Origin of the sequence: Alitiscatomonas sp. (assembly GCF_037242085.1) — a bacterium.
Taxonomy (GTDB): Bacteria; Bacillota; Clostridia; order Lachnospirales; family Lachnospiraceae; genus Alitiscatomonas; species Alitiscatomonas aceti.
This window is the reverse complement of sequence record NZ_JAXXBR010000042.1, coordinates 1-18,184: the sequence shown is the minus strand read 5'-3', so window position 1 is coordinate 18,184 and position 18,184 is coordinate 1. Positions and strand designations below refer to the sequence as shown.

16 protein-coding genes, 1 pseudogene and 1 other annotated feature are annotated in these 18,184 nt (G+C 53.8%); of the genes and pseudogenes, 2 read left to right on the top strand and 15 right to left on the bottom strand.

Going from position 1 to position 18,184, the window contains the following annotated elements; all coding sequences use genetic code 11:
* Window positions 1-66 precede the first annotated feature (66 nt).
* Together WIH05_RS02345 and WIH05_RS02340 are read left to right on the top strand one after the other, a co-directional pair.
* Window positions 67-1,047, top strand: a complete 981-nt coding sequence (locus tag WIH05_RS02345) for a zinc dependent phospholipase C family protein (protein ID WP_215655128.1) — start codon at window positions 67-69, stop codon at window positions 1,045-1,047.
* A gap of 21 nt (window positions 1,048-1,068) precedes the next feature.
* The gene (locus WIH05_RS02340) at window positions 1,069-1,773 is read left to right on the top strand and encodes a gamma-glutamyl-gamma-aminobutyrate hydrolase family protein (RefSeq protein WP_262426774.1); all 705 of its coding nucleotides are present in this window, start codon (window positions 1,069-1,071) and stop codon (window positions 1,771-1,773) included.
* Between the two features lie 56 nt (window positions 1,774-1,829).
* Here the strand turns inward: WIH05_RS02340 and WIH05_RS02335 are convergent, their stop codons facing one another.
* The 15 genes and pseudogenes from WIH05_RS02335 to WIH05_RS02265 form a co-directional block, all read right to left on the bottom strand.
* Window positions 1,830-2,480 carry a hypothetical protein gene (locus WIH05_RS02335; RefSeq protein ID WP_022274683.1) on the bottom strand — a complete coding sequence of 217 codons (651 nt, stop codon included), beginning with the start codon at window positions 2,478-2,480 and terminating at the stop codon, window positions 1,830-1,832.
* Between the two features lie 144 nt (window positions 2,481-2,624).
* Window positions 2,625-3,587: a glycosyltransferase family 2 protein gene (locus WIH05_RS02330; RefSeq protein WP_022274684.1), complete on the bottom strand. Its 963-nt coding sequence runs from the start codon at window positions 3,585-3,587 to the stop codon at window positions 2,625-2,627.
* Window positions 3,580-4,416, bottom strand: a complete 837-nt coding sequence (locus tag WIH05_RS02325) for a LicD family protein (RefSeq protein ID WP_022274685.1) — start codon at window positions 4,414-4,416, stop codon at window positions 3,580-3,582. Before WIH05_RS02325 ends, WIH05_RS02330 begins: the two co-directional genes overlap by 8 nt.
* Window positions 4,417-4,424: 8 nt before the next feature.
* Window positions 4,425-5,765: a lipopolysaccharide biosynthesis protein RfbH gene (gene rfbH / locus WIH05_RS02320; protein ID WP_022274686.1), complete on the bottom strand. Its 1,341-nt coding sequence runs from the start codon at window positions 5,763-5,765 to the stop codon at window positions 4,425-4,427.
* Between the two features lie 73 nt (window positions 5,766-5,838).
* The gene (gene rfbG, locus WIH05_RS02315; RefSeq protein ID WP_022274687.1) at window positions 5,839-6,918 is read right to left on the bottom strand and encodes a CDP-glucose 4,6-dehydratase; all 1,080 of its coding nucleotides are present in this window, start codon (window positions 6,916-6,918) and stop codon (window positions 5,839-5,841) included.
* An 8-nt stretch (window positions 6,919-6,926) separates the two neighbouring features.
* A complete protein-coding gene (gene rfbF, locus WIH05_RS02310; RefSeq protein ID WP_022274688.1) occupies window positions 6,927-7,700 on the bottom strand; it encodes a glucose-1-phosphate cytidylyltransferase in 774 nt (257 codons plus the stop codon).
* Window positions 7,697-9,187, bottom strand: coding sequence for a hypothetical protein (locus WIH05_RS02305; RefSeq protein ID WP_022274689.1), 1,491 nt, complete (start codon window positions 9,185-9,187; stop codon window positions 7,697-7,699). Before WIH05_RS02305 ends, rfbF begins: the two co-directional genes overlap by 4 nt.
* Before the next feature lie 68 nt (window positions 9,188-9,255).
* Entirely contained in the window at window positions 9,256-10,437 is a 1,182-nt protein-coding gene (locus WIH05_RS02300) for a hypothetical protein (RefSeq protein WP_215655140.1), read from the bottom strand.
* Window positions 10,438-10,533: 96 nt separating this feature from the next.
* A complete protein-coding gene (locus WIH05_RS02295) occupies window positions 10,534-12,504 on the bottom strand; it encodes a hypothetical protein (protein WP_022274691.1) in 1,971 nt (656 codons plus the stop codon).
* 10 nt (window positions 12,505-12,514) lie between these two features.
* Window positions 12,515-14,782, bottom strand: a complete 2,268-nt coding sequence (locus tag WIH05_RS02290; RefSeq protein ID WP_337424919.1) for a glycosyltransferase family 39 protein — start codon at window positions 14,780-14,782, stop codon at window positions 12,515-12,517.
* A gap of 15 nt (window positions 14,783-14,797) precedes the next feature.
* A complete protein-coding gene (locus WIH05_RS02285) occupies window positions 14,798-15,424 on the bottom strand; it encodes an SIS domain-containing protein (RefSeq protein WP_022274693.1) in 627 nt (208 codons plus the stop codon).
* A 269-nt stretch (window positions 15,425-15,693) separates the two neighbouring features.
* Window positions 15,694-16,068, bottom strand: coding sequence for a 50S ribosomal protein L7/L12 (gene rplL / locus WIH05_RS02280; protein WP_022274694.1), 375 nt, complete (start codon window positions 16,066-16,068; stop codon window positions 15,694-15,696).
* 294 nt (window positions 16,069-16,362) lie between these two features.
* Entirely contained in the window at window positions 16,363-16,863 is a 501-nt protein-coding gene (rplJ, locus tag WIH05_RS02275) for a 50S ribosomal protein L10 (protein WP_022274695.1), read from the bottom strand.
* Between the two features lie 102 nt (window positions 16,864-16,965).
* Window positions 16,966-17,105, bottom strand: a sequence feature (ribosomal protein L10 leader region).
* Between the two features lie 46 nt (window positions 17,106-17,151).
* Window positions 17,152-17,847: a 50S ribosomal protein L1 gene (gene rplA / locus WIH05_RS02270; protein ID WP_022274696.1), complete on the bottom strand. Its 696-nt coding sequence runs from the start codon at window positions 17,845-17,847 to the stop codon at window positions 17,152-17,154.
* Window positions 17,848-17,948: 101 nt separating this feature from the next.
* Window positions 17,949-18,184 (bottom strand): annotated as a pseudogene (locus tag WIH05_RS02265) (50S ribosomal protein L11); the annotation flags it as partial.

The following is an 18,184-nucleotide window of genomic DNA, read 5'->3' as shown; positions in this document are numbered from 1 at the left end:
CGGAGGCAGGATTTCCGACGCCTTCCGGAAACCAGTACAGAAACCAATATAAAGGAGCTGGTCGATTTGCCAGGATTTACGACCCATTACCTGTTCGGCGTAAAGGCCTATAACGATCTGCCGAACAATTATTTAAAGCATGTGATCTCCAAATACCGCTGGCTCTACCAGATCGGGCTCCAGGGCCCGGATATCTTCTTTTATAATATCCCGATCCTGCGCCACCGGGACTACCGGAACGTCGGTTCCCATATGCACGAATACCATGTGAACCGTTTCTTCCGGAACTGTCTCAACGAGATCGCCGCCATCAGTTCCAAGCAGCAGCGGGAACAGGCCATTTCCTATATGGCCGGCTTCCTCTGCCACTATGCCGCCGACTCCATCTGCCATCCCTATGTTTACGGACGCATCCAGTATGAGACCGACGGAAAAGGCTCCCGGTTCCATGGCCTTCACGCGGAGCTGGAAAATGATATCGATACGCTGCTTTTACGGAAGTTCAAGCACAAAAAGCCCTCTGAGTTCAACCAGGCGGCTACCATCTGCTTAAACGGCCAGGAGATCCAGTTCCTGTCCCGGTTCCTCAGCCGCTGTATCAATGAAACTTACTATCCCATCACAGAACGCAATATCTTTCAGGTCACGGAGGGAATGGTCACCCGCTCCGTTTATGCCATCCGCTTCGGCGGCCGCCTTCTTTCTGATCCGGCAGGCCACAAGCGGAATACGATCCAGTTTTTTGAGTCCATGTTTTTAAAGCATCCCATCGCCTCCAAAAAGCTGGTGACCGACGATACGCCCAAAGGCGTCCGGAAGACCCTGAACCTGGACCATGAGGTATGGACCAATCCCTGGAACAAGACCCTGGCCTCTTCCGCCTCCTTCCTGGACCTGTACCGTCAGACTCTTCAGAAATGCAACCTTATGTACTATCAGTTCAACTCCATGCTGACAAGCGAGATCCCGCTCAAGGACCAGAGCTTTGAAATGTTCCTTTCTGAGCTGGGGAACTATTCCTACCACAGCGGGCTCGATGTTGGATAAATCACAAAAAAGGAGGATCTTATGAATCCAGTGATCTTACTTTCCGGCGGCACCAGCGCCGCCGCCAATGGAACGCCGGCCTGGTCCCTGAACCAGAATTATGCAGATAATATCCGCCGTGCAGGCGGCATCCCTCTCTTAGCCGTAAACAATGACTGCGCGGAGGAATATGCCGATCTGGCAGACGGTCTTCTGCTTTCCGGCGGAAAAGACGTGGCCCCTGCCCTTTACGGCGAAGAGCTGAAATACGATTTTGTTATTACGGATCCCTTAAGGGATGATCTGGAATGGAAGCTCATCAAAGCCTTTGTGGACCGGAAAAAGCCCATCTTTGGCATCTGCCGCGGCGTCCAGGTGCTGAACGCCTATTTTGGAGGCACCCTGTACCAGGATATCCCCGATGAGCTGGGCGGCGAGCACGCCAAGGGCGTATGCCATCCGGTGACCTTAAAAAAGGACTCCATCCTGGGCCGTCTCTTCGGGGAATCCCTGGAGATCAACAGCTACCACCACCAGGCTTTAAAGGACCTGGGAAAGGATCTGACGGCTGTGGCCTGGTCCGATGCCAACGGCCATTCCATCGTGGAAGCTGTGGAGCACGTAAGCCTTCCCATCTGGGCCGTCCAGTGGCATCCGGAGCGTATGACCGGTCCGGTCACCAACCCGGAAAACTGTGTGGATTCCCTGCCCATCTTCCAGTACTTTATGGATCAGTGCAGAAAATAAGGGACAAAAAAACGGGAGCAGATCCATCTCTGCTCCCATTCTTCTATTCTTTTTTCTTATTTCGCCTCTTTTGTGGCCTTGGGCTCCTTTACTTCCTTCTTCGGAACGTCCTCTGCCACGTCCTCGGGACCATCCTGGCTCTCTGCCTCTGGCATTGCCAGGTCGATCTTTCCGCCTGCCTTGTAGCTCTTATCCACAAGCCACTTTCCGTCCTCTGTGCCCACCTTCACATTCAGTGCGAACTGGTTCCAGAGAGTACCGAAGGAGGAATCAGAGGAATTCTCCAGCTCTGTGCTCTGAACGGCAACGATATCATTGAACTGCTTCACCATCATGGCCGCATACTCTTCTGCCTCTTCCTCAGACGTTCCATTCTTTAATACCCAGCTTAAGTCGATGGTCATGGAAGCCTCATCCGCTGCAAACTCCATCTTCACGGTCTGGGGATACAGATCTGCATCAGCGAACAGGGTGTCTGTCTCATCCTTTACCTGATCCCACTCATATAAGGATTTGGGCTCTGTCTCATCCTCTACCAAAATATTATCCTCACGGGCCAGCGTCTCGTCCACCTCATCCATGGCGGACTGCTTTGCCGGATCCACCTCGTTTCCTGTCACAGTCTCAGATTCCTCGCTGCTCTTTGTACATGCACTGAGGGCCAGGACTGCCAGGCCCAGTACAGCCATTCTCTTTAATAATTTCATTATGATCTCCTCCTGTCATTTCAGTTCCACCGATCCGCCAAAATCATTGGAAAGCAGGCTTTGGCAGACCTTTTTACATACTCACGTATTATATACGATTCCTCTGGGTTTTTGTAGCCCTTTTTTCAAAATATCATAAATTATTTAGGATTTCGTAACTTTCTCTTCTGATTCCATGTTTTCTGTGCTCTTTACGATGTAGATCGGGCGGTCCTTCAGCTCGGAAAACAGGATCGCAATGTACTCCCCAATGATCCCCACGATCACAAACAGCATGGCGAACATAAAGGACATCAGCACCACGATCGTAGCATAGCCGCTGGGTGTTCCATATTTGGCCCAGGTCCAGATGGTATAGGCCATCATCAGAAGGCCGAAGACCGCCACCGCGCAGCCGGAATAGATCCCCAGCTTTAAGGGCATGTCGGAAAAGCACAGGATCGTGTTGATAGAAAACCGGAACAGGCTCCTTAAGCTGTACTTGCTCTCTCCTGCGAACCGTGGTCTGGCCTCGTACTGGATCGTGGTCCTGTTAAATCCCACGCTCTGGACGTAGCCCCTTAAGAAACGCACCTTCTCCCGGTAATTGTTCCGAAGAACGTCGGCCGCGCCTTTACTGACAGCAAAAAAATCCGAGGCGTTGGGTTCAAACTTCACGTCGGATAAATGGTTGATCAGCTTATAAAAGGCGGCGGAGGTAATATTTTTCACCAGGCCGGCGGTTTTATTCTTCATGCGGACCATGCTGATAACTTCATAGCCCTGGTCAAATTTTTCCACGATCTCCAAAAGGCACTCCGGCGGATGCTGGAGGTCTGCGTCCATGCAGACGATGCCGTCTCCCCGGGCATAATCGATGCCTGCGATCATGGCAGCCTCATGGCCGAAATTCCTGGAAAACTCCACCACCCTCACCCGGTCATCCCGGCGGGCCAGCTCCCGGAGGATCTCCAGGGACCGGTCGGCGCTGCCATCGTTTACGAACAGAAGCTCGTAATCCCAGGAGGGCGGCAGGGCCTTTAATACGGCCCCCGTCTCCTGGTAAAACTCCCGAAGGGCCAGTTCCTCATTATAAACGGACACCACAACGGAAAGCAGTTTAACCATAAATCTTTATCTCCATGTCTGAATGCTCCGGCACCTGCTTTTCCTTTGGAGGCAGCTTCATATAATCCCCATATACCTGGGTAAGCTGATGCTCCCAGCCTGTGGGGATAAAGAGCTTCGTATCCTCAAAGGAGATCTCTTCCACCGTATCGTCCCACTCCTTTTTCATCTCCACATAGAAATAATCCGGAGCGTAGTTGGTGTAAAAGTAGAGGCCGGTATTTTTATTCTTATCCTTGGCGCATAGGGCCTTCCAGAGCTTATAGATCACCGGGAACGGGATCAGCCTTCCCACGGCGGACAGCACGGCCACAAACAGCTTCATGATTCCCTTATAATCGGAAAGCTCGATCTTCCACCGGTGTCCCAGGGCCAGCCCATAGACCACACAGTGCAGGAGCTTGGTGATCTTTTTGGGAATGGCCTTATCCGGAAGCGGATCCAGGATAAAAAGATCCACATTGAGGCGGGTGATCTTATCGTCATAAAACGCCATCTTCCCAGAATCCTCAAATTTCTGGCTTTTATCATAGGTCACCCGGGAAACAAAATCATAAAAGGCCTTCCCGCCGTGATATTCGTCAGGCTCCACAAAGGACATGCCCTCCGGCAGCTCCCGCCGCGCCACCTTTTTGAACATTTCATAATTGGCCCTGGTAAAGACCACGTCCACATCGTCGTCCCAGGGGATAAAGCCGCCGTGGCGGATGGCCCCCAGAAGCGTCCCCGAGTCCAGGGCATATTTGATCTTATATTTCCGGCAGATCCGGTCGATCTCCTTTAAAAGCTTTAAATTGACCGCATGGACCCCCGAAAGGTCATATTTCATCTCTTCGCTCACTGCTCAAGTCCCTCTTTGATCACTTTTGCCATATAGTCGATCTTTTCGTCGGTCATGCCCGGATATACGCCCACCCAGAAGGTATCTGTCATGATCCGGTCCGTGTTCTTTAATTCTCCCACGATCCGGTAGCCCCTTTTCTCTGCCCGCATCTCATCGAAGCACGGATGCTTTGTGAGATTTCCGGCAAACAGCATCCGGGTCTGGATGCCATGGTCCTCCACATACTGGACCACCCGGTTCCGGTCCACGCCCTCTTTACATGTGATCAGGAAGCCGAACCAGCTTGGACGGGAATGGTCTGCTGCCTCCGGAAGGATCAGCTTCTCCTCCGTTCCGGCCAGGGCTGCCTTTAACCGGTCGAAATTATGGCGTCTCCGCTCCACAAAGGACGGGAACTTTTCCAGCTGGGCGCAGCCGATGGCAGCCTGCATGTCCGTTGCCTTTAAGTTATAGCCGAAGTGGGAATACACATATTTATGGTCGTAGCCCAGAGGCAGTTCGCCGTACTGGCGGTCAAACCGGTGGCCGCAGAGATTGTCCCGGCCGGAGGGGCATACGCAGTCTCTTCCCCAGTCGCGGAAGGAACGGATGATCTTATTGAGCAGGGCGTTGTCTGTATAGACGGCGCCTCCCTCTCCCATGGTCATATGATGGGGCGGGTAGAAGCTGGAGGTTCCGATATCTCCCACCGTACCGGTAAATTTCTCCTCTCCGTCGATGGTATACCGGGTTCCCAGGGCGTCGCAGTTATCCTCCACCAGCCAGAGGTCATGTTTTTTACAGAACTCCTTCACTGCCTGGAGATCAAAGGGATTTCCCAGGGTATGGGCTAACATCACAGCCTTCGTCTTTTCAGAAAGAGCCGCCTCCAGCATGGAAACGTCGATGTTGTACTGGGGGATGGTCACGTCCACGAACACCGGCACCGCGCCGTACTGGATCGCCGGGGTCACAGTGGTGGGGAATCCGGCGGCCACGGTGATGATCTCATCGCCGCGCTTTACCCGTCTCTCGCCCAGAAGGGGGGAGGTCAGGGCCATGAAGGCCACCAGATTGGCGGAGGAGCCGGAGTTTACCAGGGAGCAGTACCGTACATGAAGGTATTCTGCCAGCTTCTTCTCAAACTCATCGGTGTATCTGCCGGAGGTGAGCCAGAACTCCAGGGAGCTGTCCACCAGGTTCACCATCTCCTGCTTATCGTAAACTCTGGACGCATAGGGGATCCGGTCTCCCGGGGAAAACTCCTTTGTCTGGTTATGGAACCGGTCTGCATATTCAGCCACCATGGCCAGGATCTCTTCCCGGGCCTGGGCTTCTGTCTTATTTTCAAACATCTGTTTTTTCCTCCATTTTTTCTGTACAGGCTGTGCGTCCGCCAGTCCGGCGGCTTTTTGGCCCGCTCCGGGATCAAAGCCCCCGGCTCTGGAACATCTCTCCGATCTGGCGGTCCATGATCTCCGTTACCTGGGGATCTGCCGGATCCTTTTCATATTCCCGGCACCACTCCACGGTCAGGCGGATGGCGTCCTTTACTCCCCAGCGCGGCGTCCATCCAAAGACGCGCTTTACCCTGGAGCAGTCCAGCTTTAAGAAATTCGCCTCATGGGGACCTCCGTCGCTCTGGTTGATCCAGGAAAGGCCGTCTCCCCAGGCCTCGCAGAACAGGTCCACCAGCTGGCCGGTGGTCACACAGTCCTTATCGTCGGGACCCACATTATAATAGCCCGCATACTTCCCGTCCTCATACTGGGCCTTTGCCACGGCCATATAAACGGCCAGGGGCTCCAGCACATGCTGGAAGGGCCTGGTGGAATGGGGATTGCGGACGATGATATCCGTCTTTTTCATGGCCGCCCGGACACAGTCCGGTATGATCCTGTCATTGGCAAAATCCCCTCCGCCGATGACATTTCCCGCCCGGCAGGTGGAGATGGCACAGCGTCCGTCCTCAAAAAAGGACTTTTTATAGCTGTGGGTCACCAGTTCTGAACAGGACTTACTGTTGGAATAGGGATCGTAGCCGTCCAGCCGGTCGTTCTCCCGGTAGCCGTATTCCCACTCCATATTTTCATAGACCTTATCTGTGGTCACGTTTAAAAACGACCGTACACACGGAAACAGCCGCACGCACTCCAGGATATTTACAGTGCCCATGACATTGGTCTCATAGGTGTAGACCGGATCCTTATAGGAATCCCGGACAATGGGCTGGGCTGCCAGATGCAGGACCAGCTCCGGCTGCGCCTTTTCAAAGGTCCTTTTTAAATGGTCCAGATCCCGGATATCCCCGATGACTGAATCCATCCTTCCCTCCAGGCCAGCCATGGAAAACAGGTCCGGAACTGTGGGCGGCTCCAGGGAATAGCCGGTGACCTCTGCCCCGGCGTTTATGAGGATCCGGCAGAGCCATGCGCCCTTAAAGCCTGTATGGCCTGTGACCAGCACCTTTTTTCCTTTATAAAACTCAAATACTTTTCTTAAATCCATATGATCTCCTATTCCCAGATCTTCCAGGGAGCCTTTCCGGACTGCCACATCTCTTCCAGCTGCTGCTTCTCTCTCTGGGTATCCATGCATTTCCAGAAGCCCTCATGGCGGTACGCCATCAGCTCTCCGTCGGAGGCCAGATTTCTCAGGGGCGCCTGCTCAAACACCGTGTCGTCTCCCTCGATGTAATCGAACACGCTGGGATTCATCACCATATAGCCTCCATTGATAAGGCTGCCGTCGTCGTCGTTTTTCTCACGGAAGGCATGGATGGCGCCAGCCTCGTCCATGTCCAGGACGCCGAATCTCTGGCCGATGTTCACAGCGGTGATGGTGGCCGTCTTTCCGTGGGACCGATGGAACTCCTCCAGAGCCTTTAAGTCGATATTGGAAAGGCCGTCGCCGTAGGTCAGCATAAACGGCTCGTCTCCCACATAGGGACGGATCCGTTTTACGCGGCCGCCGGTCATGGTGTTGAGACCCGTATCGATCAGCGTCACCTTCCAGGGCTCTGAATAGTTATTATGGACCTTCATGCTGTTGTTGGCCAGGTCAAAGGTCACGTCGGAGGTGTGAAGGAAGTAATCCGCAAAGAACTCCTTGACCACATACTGCTTATAGCCCAGACAGATGATAAACTCATTATATCCGAACTGGGAGTAATATTTCATGATGTGCCAGAGGATCGGCTTTTCCCCGATCTCGATCATTGGCTTTGGTTTTAAGTGGCTCTCCTCACTGATCCTTGTTCCAAATCCGCCTGCCAGAATTACTACTTTCATTTTTTCCCTCCAGATTCCATGGTATTTCCGCCTGCTTCTCCAAAGACGTTCCATCCGTTTTCCTTTAAGATGGAAAGCGCCTCCCGAATCCCCGGCTTATGGTATTCGAGGGCCGTCTCCAGCGCCTCGTCCGTTTCATTTTCAAAGTTTAAGACCACAGGCTTTACATCGTTTATATTGTGCTGCTTCCTGTGCTTTGCGAAGGAAAGCTCCTCTGCTGTGGTCATGAGGTTTCCTCCAAGGAACAGGGCCGCCGCCATGAGAGCTGCCGCCCGCACCCACGGGGCCATGGGCCTCTCCGCCCGGTTCTGGGTCCTCCGGCCCTTCCCATGTTCACGGGGTATCCGCCCGTCCTCCTCCCGGTCTCCGGAAGTCCTTCCGGCCCTCTGCTGCTGGAATACCAGGGCGAAGGTCAGAAAGATCCCCAGGATGCCGATCTGATACTGGAGCGCATACCGGGAGCTCATGCCGTAGGCGTCCCGGGGCATAAAGATCCAGCGGCTCACCAGAACCATCAGATGGTTCATTCCGCCTCCCGCCAGGAGCATCAGCGGAAACAGCGTCCTTTTTTCGATCCCATAGTAAAAATTCATCCACAGCGCCAGAAAATAAGCGGCCGCCACCAAAGCTCCTGCCAGGCACCATACGATCCCCGGAACCTCCGCCATATGGCGGTTGATCAGCTCCACGCCGAAGATCATGGAGGCAAAGGACTTTAAGAGGAATTTCAGGAAGAATACAGGATCCTCCCGGAGCGCCTCCACCATGGAGCCCTCCACCGCCCCGGAATATTCATACACCGCCATGGAATTGCTCCACAGATATAAAACCAGCGGCAGCACCGCTGTGGCCAAAAGAAGAGCGGTCCGCTTCCAGCCCGTCTGCCTTCTGACGAATACAAACAGATACGCCAGCACCAGGGTCATGATGTAGATGGCGCAGTACGGCCCGGCAACGCCGATGGTCACCAGAGCCGGGAGGACCAGGAGCCTGGCCATATCTCCCTTTTTTTCTCCTCCGCTTCCATAGACCCGTTCCAGGACGTAATAATTATAGAAGAAACATCCAAAGGCCAGGAAATGGGCCCAGCCTGTCCCATTATAGAGCATTTCCCATTTATTCAGGCTGAACATGAAGACCATCATGGCCGTAAACCATCCGGCCCCGATCCTCATTTTTCTGCTGTAACCCCCCAGGATAAGGGCAGACAGGCCAAAGCCCAGGACGCCCAGGACCCGGTCGAAGGTCACACTGTATCCAAAGAGCTCCACATTGACCGCCCGCTCCAGGAAATTCACCGGGATCCTGGTGAGAAGATCCGGAACGAAAAACTTTTCCGGGTCCCACACGTCCGGCAGATAGGAGAGGGTGAGGCGGATATAATCGGAATAGACCAGATCAATGGCCGCCCGGTGCAGATAAAAAAGGTAAAACAGGACGCCCAGAACCGGCAGTCCCACGTACATATATTTTCTGTATGCTTTCATTTGGTCCTCCGGGGGAAGCGGCTCTTCCCGCCATTTTTAGCCAGTATAGCAGATTTTCTCCGGTTTTTCTACCCCTTTGCCGCCACAGCGGCCACGGTTCCCTGGGCTCCTGCGGCTGCCGGAGCAGTTCCTGCCGGCTTCCGCCTGCGGCGGCGGCGGTGATTTCCAGACTTTTTTGCCGGTTCCTTCTGTCCCTCGGGGGCGGGAAGCTCCTTCTTCTCTTCCGGAGCCGCCGCTTCTGGCTTTTTCGCCTCTGAAAGTCCCGGACTCTTGGACGTCTCCGGAGTCTTTGGTTTTTTTCTTCTCCGTCTGGACGGCTTTTTCGCCGTCTTGTCTGATTCCTGGAGCTCCTGGGGGGATTTTGCTGCCGCCTGCCTGTCTTTTTTCCCGTTCCCGGACTTTTTATCATTTTCTAGTCTTTTTTCATTTCCAGGCTTTTTTCCATTTTCTGGTTTTTTCTCATTTCCAGGTTTTTTCCCGTTTTCTGGTCTTTTCTCATTTCCAGGCTTTTTTTCATTTCCGGACTTTTTCTCGTTCCCAGGCTTTTTTTCATTTCCAGGCTTTTTCTCGTTCCCAGGCTTTTCCCCTGTCCCGGCCTTTTTTCCGTTCCGGTCCCGGCCCTCTTTTCCATTTTTTTTCTGGGCCTTTCTCCCGCCTTCCGCCTCCGGCACCCTGGGGCCCCGCTCCGTTCCGCGGCTCCTGGCTCCGCCTTTCCGCTTTCCGCCCACCGGATGCTTTTCCGACACCAGCTTTAAAATATCCTCCAGATAATTATACTGGTTCCAGGCGTCCTCCTTGGAAATAAAGTTTTCATGGACCGCCTTATTTCCGATGAGGCGTACCTGGTTCATTTCCCATTTGGCCACCCGGTCCAGGTATCCGTTCTCCTCCATCCACCAGCCAAACTGCTGATGGGTCATGACCCGGTTCCTTCCCGCCCGGCCTCTGCACCCGTGGTTCCGTTCCTGGACGCTTCTGGCGTTGGCCTGGGCCGCCGCCGTATTATCCAGCCGGATCCCGTTGTTGGCGGCCACCACCTTAAAAAGCAGCTCCAGGTTCTGACGGCCCTTGACCATGGCCGCATTGTATTCGCCCCGGCGCAGCCACTGCTTCTCCTTTTTCAGCTCCCGCTTTACCGGAGACAGATAGGCCGTCCTTTTTATAAAGATCCATGCCATGATCAGCAGCACGGAAAACATCATCCCGGCTGCAAACATGATCCATAGGACCATACTTTGTTGTCCTTCCATCTAGTTTCTCCTTGTCATTTCACTTTCGCTCCAGGACCGCGCCGTATCCGTCCGGTCCTGGAGCCCTCTGTCAATATTTCTGTTCTTCTGTATCCCCTATTTTTCTTCCATGGAAACGATCATGGAAAGGCGGTCCTCTCCTCTTCTCTCCTTGGCGTCCTTCACATAAAAATTACAGGAAAACTCCAGGGAAATGGTCTGATGGGGAGCCGCCGGGATCTCATATTCCATATTATTATCCGTGAACACCAGATCCGGCATCTGCTTTCCATTGAGACGGATCCTGCATACCTGGTCTCCCGTAATTTTACCGGGATAATAGCAGCGGAGCACCAGACCGTCATGGTCTCCGTTTTCAAACACGATCCGGGCCTTCTCATCGATCCAGCCGTCGTCATAGCTTCCATAGGCCAGGTTGAACCGCCTGGTCTTTACGAACTCCGTCACATCCTGGAACCCATTGGCCTCCGGATCCTCGCCCAGGATGACCATATCGTCCGTGATCTCCGGAAGATCAAAGTCACTGTCTATGAACCGGAGCTCTGTGTTCTTTCCCTTTCCATCCCTGTCATATACCTTTAAAAAGGTCTCTGCCGTGAACTCACTGATCTCATAGGTATCCCGGATGATATAGACCTGCTTATCAAAAATATCGTCTCCATATTTTTCCACCGTTTCCTCGGCCAGGGAATTGTACTTCATCTGATCCGGCCACAGATACAGGTTGGACCAGTGCTCCCGGTAATACGTCTCCGCCGGGAATATGAGAGCCGCATAAAGAATGGCCAGAAACCCGGCCGGGCCCATAAGGGAGGTCATATAAGCTAGCACCAGCAGGGCCGCCGCATAGACCACGTATACCCAGCGCATTTCCACCCGGATGGTCACGCTGGAGGAGCCGATGCAGAGGGCGATGAAGGCCAGGAACAGCACCAGGTTCCTTCCGTGGGCCAGGACCCTTCCCCGGTCCCGGATCATACCGATAAGGAAAATAAGGACCGCCAGTCCCAGGACCGCGTTGGAGGCCAGGATCAGAAAGCGGATATCCGACGGTGCCTTGGCAAAGGGCTCGATACAGAGATAGTCCGGCCCGGAGTTTCTTCCGAACACAAAGGCCACCTGCTCCCAGGCATGGGCAATGGCATCTGAGATCTTAAAGGTATCGGCCACATCGGTACCCCCGGTACCTGCCGGAGACAGGGTCCCGATGGTAAAAAGGCGGATCACCTGGATGAGGACCGCCGTGGCCGCCGTCACAGCCAGCAGAAGCCAGCCGGACGCGCCGGAAGAGGACGCACCTGGCTTCCTGCCCGTCCCGGGACCTCCGGAACGGCCTGTCCTGGGGGATCCGGAGCGGCTGGCCCTGGAGCGGCTCCGTCCGGCATCTCTGCGGACCTCTTCCTCCTTCGGGGATCCGACGCTCCATTCCCGGCTACTTTTTTCCCTGATCCCTGCCCATCTTCCAAACACCAGACCCAAAAGCAGCACCGGCAAAAGCACCATATACCGCTCATGGATGAAGCTGGCCAGGAAATACAGGCCGTTGGCCCAGAAATAAGCGCTGGCCCTCTTTTCATTGACGTACACATACACGCCGTACAGAAGCCCCACAGCCGCCCACAGGCCCAGGCTCTCCATCAGGCCGTAAAACTGGCCGATCTGATAATAGCTCATCCTGGAAAGCAGATAAGCCGCCGCCAGGGCCAGGCTTACGAACTTCCTCCCGCCGCTGACCTTCACAAAGATCCTGTACAAGGACCAGGCGATGATACTGTTTAAAACGATGTTGAAGGGCACCATCCATGTCACATGGTTCCCCAGGAAAAACAGCTCCAGCCACGCCGCCAGGTAAAAGACGAACCGGAACCGGGTGCCTCCCATGGGAAATACAAACTCCCGGAAGGATTGTTCCCCATAACAGGACCACAGATACAGGTCGTCCATGTAAAGCCCCTTCAGCTCCACCCCCCTGTTTATAAAGAAGCCAAAGCCCAGGAGCAGGGCAAAGACCAGCAGGTCATCCTTTCTTTTTTCAAACTCTTCCGCGATCCTATGAAGTACTTCCATGTCATTCCCCTTACTGCTGTTCTCCCGGCCAGTATTTTGTCACAAAATCCGCCAGTTCTTCTTCTGCCTTTTCCACGGCCGGGTCCGCCGTAAAGCGTCCCAGTCCGTTACCGTTCTCATAAAACACATCGGTCACGTAGCCGCTCTGGATCATGGCCGTGACATTCCTCCAGCCCTCGGTCCCAGGGCGCAAAAACCCGCTTCCCAGGTACACATAATCGGTGCCCGCATGGTCCATGAAGCTTACCATGGCCTCGGGGCTGGCAGAAATATAAAAGTTTCCGCCGCTTCCCTCCACATCCGTATAGCTCTGGGTATTACATGGGAACATCAGCATTTCCGGCTGCTGCCCGAATACCAGCACCCTGGTTTCCGGATCCGCCTCCAGGATCTCCCAGATCTTTTCATTGCCCTTTAAGGCCATGTTCTCCTTTTCCTGCTGCCAGTGGTCAAAATAGCCCTTGTGGACCAGCTTCAACGGGGACAGACCCAGAGCCCCCTTCCAGTTGGAGACCCCTGTCACCGTCACATTAAAGAGCACCGCCGGGATCAGAAGCTTTACCACAGAGCGGGCCAGGAAGCGGCTCTCCAGCTTCCCGATGGCAACCGCCGCCAGGATCCCGAAAAGGGCATATAAAAGGATAAAGTAGTTGCCGTCCACCTGCCATAAAAGGTACAGGGCCGCCAGGCTGGCCGCTCCGCATGCCAGAAACATCCAGACCAGGCAGCAAAAGGGCTTTTCCTCCGTTTTCCGGAACCGGCGCGTCCTGGCCAGAAGCACGACAAGGAACAGGACCAGAAAGATCAGAAGGATCGGAGTCCCCCAGGCGATCCAGACATGGGCCATATCCTCTCCCACAGGAGCCAGCAGAACGCCGTAGAGACGCTTTAAAAAATGCTTCACTCCGCTTATGGAGAACAGGGAGCCGCCATTGGACGGCAGATCGTCAAACCGGAACGGATAGCGGACCACGAAGCCCAGCTTATTCCAGATGGAGTAGAACACCGACGTCACCGGAAGCCCCGTGAGAAGCCAGGTCCTCAGCCACACCAGCGCCCACATGGAGAGCATGGGGATCCACCCCAGGAAAAACGGCTCCCTCCACTGGATCCGCAGACGCTTCATGAACACCATGCAGAGGAACGCCGTTCCCCCCATGATGGTGGAAAATACCAGGGCCGTGGGCTTTAAGACCATGGTCATGAAAAATGCGTTTCCCGCCAGTACCAGCCAATACGTCTTCTGCCGCCTGATATAAAGGAGCAGGAAATAGATCATGATCAGCTGGAACAGGGCCGTAGCCGAATCGGTTTTCGCCGTGACCGACATGTTCATGATCCCGGGCACCGACGCCAGCAGCGCCAGACACAAAAGGCCATGACGGCGGTTTACAAAAAGACCAGCGATCTTTCCGGCCGTCAGGAGAAGGCCCACGGTCATCCAGAGCTGCGCGCTGAGGAAAAAGCTGTACGAGGGAAGGCCCGAAATGGGAAGCAGCAGGATCTCCAGGCCCTTGGAGTACGTATAGACCACGTTGACGCTTCCCAGATCCTCATAGATCCCGCCGCCGTCGTTTAAAATATACTCGGACCGGAGTCCATAGTGGAGGGAATCATAATCGGCGCAGATGTTCATGCGCCCCGCCTGCAGGAGCACCATGGCAAAGAAAAAAGCCAGGCACAGGGAAACTCCCACGGTCATGGGCTTCCGTTCCCTCCAGAAGCCGCCGTAACCGGCCCTGGCTCTGACCCTGGCCTCCGATCCGGAAACTGCCGGAAAAAACGACAGGGACAGCAGGACCAGGACCGCCAGTCTGGTGTTCTCAATGCTTCCGATCCCCGCCAGGGACATGAGGCAGAACACTGTGATCAGAAGGCCGCAGCCCAGGGTAAGATCTGCCATGCACGTGACCCCATGGTATTCCGGAAGGCGTCTGTGCCGGTCCAGGAGACGCCTCAGCGCGCTGCCGCACCGGATCACAGCCGCCAGGTAGGCCCCGGATACCAGCACCGGGAGAAATACCTGGTGGATCCATAAAAATCCCATGGTCATAAACGACAGCAAAAGGAAGCGCAGCCACTTGGTCTGTGCCAGACGTATGATAAAAAAGGATATGCCAAACAGGGCTGCCGTCTCAAAAAACAGCCAGAGTGTCTGATCTGCCTTTAAGCGGACGCCTTCCATTCCTGTTATATATACCTGTCCAACTCCGACCAGTACCGAGGCCATTACGGTTATGGCCAGGACGATCAGTAAAATCCATTCCTGTCTCTTCATGCCGCCCCCGGTCCCCTACTGCTCATAAAACCGGTGTTCCAGCATCAGGCACAGCGCATGGTACACCGGGAGATGAAGCTCCTGGATCTTATACGTTTCCATTTCCGGGACAATGACGGCTGCGTCGGCGATCCCTGCCAGCTTCCCGCCGTCCTTTCCTGTAAGTCCCACGACCTTCATTCCCTTTGCTTTTGCCGTCACTGCCGCATACATCACGTTCTCCGCATTTCCCGAGGTACTGATCCCTAAAAATACGTCCCCGGGCTTTCCGTAACCGTTGACCTGCTGGGCGTAGGAAAGCATCCCGTCCACATCGTTGGCAAAGGCCGTGGAAAGAGCGGCATGGTCCACAAGGGCAATGGCCGGAAGGCCGCCCTGGAGCTTTTCAGAGAGCTCCTTCCCACGCACAGGGTCCGCTTTCTCAAGTGCCTCTTTCATCTCTTCCGTCACTGGGCGGCGCTTCACAAAGCCCTTCATCAGCTCGCCCACGATGTGCTCCGCGTCAGCCGCGCTTCCGCCGTTTCCTGCGATCAGAAGCTTCCCGCCGTTTTCATAGCAGCGCTCCAGGATCCCGTAAACAGCCCCAATGTCCTCCCGGACACGTTCCAGTATGGGATATCTCTTTATCAATTCATCCAGCATGTGGTCAATCTCCTTTGTTTTCCGGCCTGCGGCCGTTGTTGTACTCTGTCTTTGCCGCGGCTTTTCTTTCTGTACGGCTGCGCGCGGAAAATCCTTAAGAATCCAGTTCCATTCTATCACAGATGCATCCGTCTTTCCACATGGTTTTATGGTTTCTTCCAGTTTTGCAGTGTGGTTTCCGGAAGGATCCGCGGACCAGACAGCCCATTCCATGAAAAAAACCGCAGATGGTCACCCACCTGCGGCTTCTTTTATCATCATTTCTTAAATTACTTAAGAGTGATCTTTGCACCCTCAGCCTCAAGTTTTGTCTTGATGTCCTCAGCCTCTTCCTTGGAAGCACCCTGCTTAAGAACCTTCGGAGCGCCGTCTACAACGTCCTTAGCTTCCTTTAAGCCCAGACCAGTTACTTCACGAACAACCTTGATAACTTTAACCTTGTTCGGGCCTACCTCTGTAAGCTCAACGTCGAACTCAGTCTTCTCTTCCTCAGCTGCTGCGCCAGCGCCTGCTGCTGCTACAACAACGCCTGCTGCTGCGGATACACCGAACTCTTCCTCACATGCTTTTACTAACTCGTTTAACTCTAATACGGATAATTCCTTGATAGCTTCGATAAATTCAGCTGTTGTTAACTTTGCCATTATGATTTACCTCCATTAATTATTTATTTTCACGTTTTGTTTCCAAAAACCTTGCAGCGTTATGCTGCGTCGGGAACGGATCTTACAGTGTCCGCGCCCACGGGATGTTCCCTCCTGTCGTCGGGAACGGCTTTCGCTGGACCCGCGCCTATGGGAAGGTTCCCTCCACTAAATTCGCGCTCGCTGCGCTCCCGCTCATTAAGCGGCTTTCGGACGGGATGTTCCCTCCTCTTGTCGGGAACGGCTTTCGCACTAACCTCGCGCTTCGTTTTCAACTCGCGCTCGCTAAGTGCTCTATGCCTCTGCAGAACCGCCGTTCTTCTCTGCGATCTGGTTGATAACGCGTGCGAAGTTTGCGATCGGGGACTGCATGCTGCCAAGAAGTCTTCCAAGAAGGACCTCTCTGGACGGGATGGAAGCGATCACATTGATCGCCTTTGCATCGTAGTAAGTTCCCTCTACGACACCGCCTTTTAATTCAAGCTTGTCAGCTGTCTTAGCGAAGTTTGCTAAGATTCTGGCCGGAGCTGTTGCGTCTGTCTTGGATACAGCCAGGGCTGTCGGTCCTTCAAGATTCGGCTCAAGAGCTTCGAAAGCGGTTCCCTTTGCTGCGAAGCGGATCATGGTGTTCTTATATACCTTATAAGTAACGCCTGCTTCTCTTAACTGTTTACGAAGAGCGGTATCCTGCTCAACAGTTAATCCACGGTAGTCAACAACTACTGCGGAAGCTGCTCCGTCAAAAAGCTCAGCGATCTCAGCTACAACCGGCTGCTTTAATTCAACTTTTGCCATGAATGGTTTACCTCCTGTTTTATTTTTCGCAGCTACTCTCCCGGCGGGTCACGCCTGGATGCGGCTGCCAGCATTGTAAAGCCGTCACAGCATCAGATTCCTGTATATACAAGGAAACCTCCCTGCCGCTGAGACAGAGAGGTTTACAAAATTCTGCTTGTGAGTTTTGTACATTCCTCGGCAGGTGTTTTCATCTTACGCCTTACGGCACCTGCTGTCTTCGGCATTCAATACTCGAATACTCTAACATATTATATCTGGATTGTCAATCACTTTTTCAGGCAGTTATTAGTTCACCAGCTTGGCAACGTTTAACTTTACGCCCGGGCCCATTGTGGAAGTAAGAGTAACGCTCTTTAAGTAAGCGCCCTTTACTGTGCTCGGTTTTGCCTTCATGATCGCATCCATAAGCGTCTGGAAGTTGTCCGCTAACTGTTCTTCTGTGAAAGAAGCCTTACCTACTGGCACGTGGATAATATTTGTCTTATCGAGTCTGTACTCAATCTTACCAGCTTTGATCTCGTTGATGGCCTTTGTAACGTCCATGGTTACAGTTCCGGCCTTGGGGTTCGGCATTAAGCCCTTGGGTCCAAGTACACGGCCAAGACGTCCAACAACGCCCATCATATCCGGTGTAGCGACAACAACGTCGAAATCTAACCAGCCCTCGTTCTGGATCTTCGGGATCAGCTCCTCAGCACCAACGAAGTCAGCACCTGCTGCTAATGCCTCGTCAGCCTTGGGTCCCTTTGCGAATACAAGGATACGTACAGTCTTACCAGTTCCGTGCGGCAGAACAACAGCGCCGCGGATCTGCTGGTCAGCATGACGGCCGTCACAGCCAGTTCTTAAGTGAGCCTCGATAGTTTCATCGAATTTTGCAACAGCAGCCTTCTTTACAAGTGCGATAGCGTCTGCTGTATCATAAAGAGTAGCGCGGTCGATAGCTTTTGCCGCTTCTACGTATCTTTTTCCTCTTTTCATTCTAAATAACCTCCTGTGGTATTGTCGGGAGTTCTCCCTCCCACGTATTTGTCACTGTATGGGGATATGCCCCTCAGCGAAAACAGCCTGCTGCTTCCGGATTAATCCTCTACAACGATACCCATGGAACGGGCAGTACCGGCGATCATGCTGGTAGCAGCCTCAATGCTTGCAGCGTTGAGATCCGGCATCTTTAATTCAGCGATCTTCTGAACCTCAGCTCTGGACAGGGTAGCAACCTTTGTCTTGTTGGGAGCTGCGGAACCGGATTTGATCTTTGCGGCCTTCTTTAATAATACAGCAGCCGGCGGAGTCTTTGTGATGAAGCTGAAGCTTC

What these genes read in the sequence shown, in the direction of transcription:
- WIH05_RS02340 (WP_262426774.1), top strand. Translation starts at nt 1,069, where the DNA reads ATGAATCCAGTGATCTTACTTTCCGGCGGCACCAGCGCCGCCGCCAAT.
- WIH05_RS02335 (WP_022274683.1), bottom strand. Translation starts at nt 2,480, where the DNA reads ATGAAATTATTAAAGAGAATGGCTGTACTGGGCCTGGCAGTCCTGGCC.
- WIH05_RS02330 (WP_022274684.1), bottom strand. Translation starts at nt 3,587, where the DNA reads ATGGTTAAACTGCTTTCCGTTGTGGTGTCCGTTTATAATGAGGAACTG.
- WIH05_RS02325 (WP_022274685.1), bottom strand. Translation starts at nt 4,416, where the DNA reads ATGAAATATGACCTTTCGGGGGTCCATGCGGTCAATTTAAAGCTTTTA.
- rfbH (WP_022274686.1), bottom strand. Translation starts at nt 5,765, where the DNA reads ATGTTTGAAAATAAGACAGAAGCCCAGGCCCGGGAAGAGATCCTGGCC.
- rfbG (WP_022274687.1), bottom strand. Translation starts at nt 6,918, where the DNA reads ATGGATTTAAGAAAAGTATTTGAGTTTTATAAAGGAAAAAAGGTGCTG.
- rfbF (WP_022274688.1), bottom strand. Translation starts at nt 7,700, where the DNA reads ATGAAAGTAGTAATTCTGGCAGGCGGATTTGGAACAAGGATCAGTGAG.
- WIH05_RS02305 (WP_022274689.1), bottom strand. Translation starts at nt 9,187, where the DNA reads ATGAAAGCATACAGAAAATATATGTACGTGGGACTGCCGGTTCTGGGC.
- WIH05_RS02300 (WP_215655140.1), bottom strand. Translation starts at nt 10,437, where the DNA reads ATGGAAGGACAACAAAGTATGGTCCTATGGATCATGTTTGCAGCCGGG.
- WIH05_RS02295 (WP_022274691.1), bottom strand. Translation starts at nt 12,504, where the DNA reads ATGGAAGTACTTCATAGGATCGCGGAAGAGTTTGAAAAAAGAAAGGAT.
- WIH05_RS02290 (WP_337424919.1), bottom strand. Translation starts at nt 14,782, where the DNA reads ATGAAGAGACAGGAATGGATTTTACTGATCGTCCTGGCCATAACCGTA.
- WIH05_RS02285 (WP_022274693.1), bottom strand. Translation starts at nt 15,424, where the DNA reads ATGCTGGATGAATTGATAAAGAGATATCCCATACTGGAACGTGTCCGG.
- rplL (WP_022274694.1), bottom strand. Translation starts at nt 16,068, where the DNA reads ATGGCAAAGTTAACAACAGCTGAATTTATCGAAGCTATCAAGGAATTA.
- rplJ (WP_022274695.1), bottom strand. Translation starts at nt 16,863, where the DNA reads ATGGCAAAAGTTGAATTAAAGCAGCCGGTTGTAGCTGAGATCGCTGAG.
- rplA (WP_022274696.1), bottom strand. Translation starts at nt 17,847, where the DNA reads ATGAAAAGAGGAAAAAGATACGTAGAAGCGGCAAAAGCTATCGACCGC.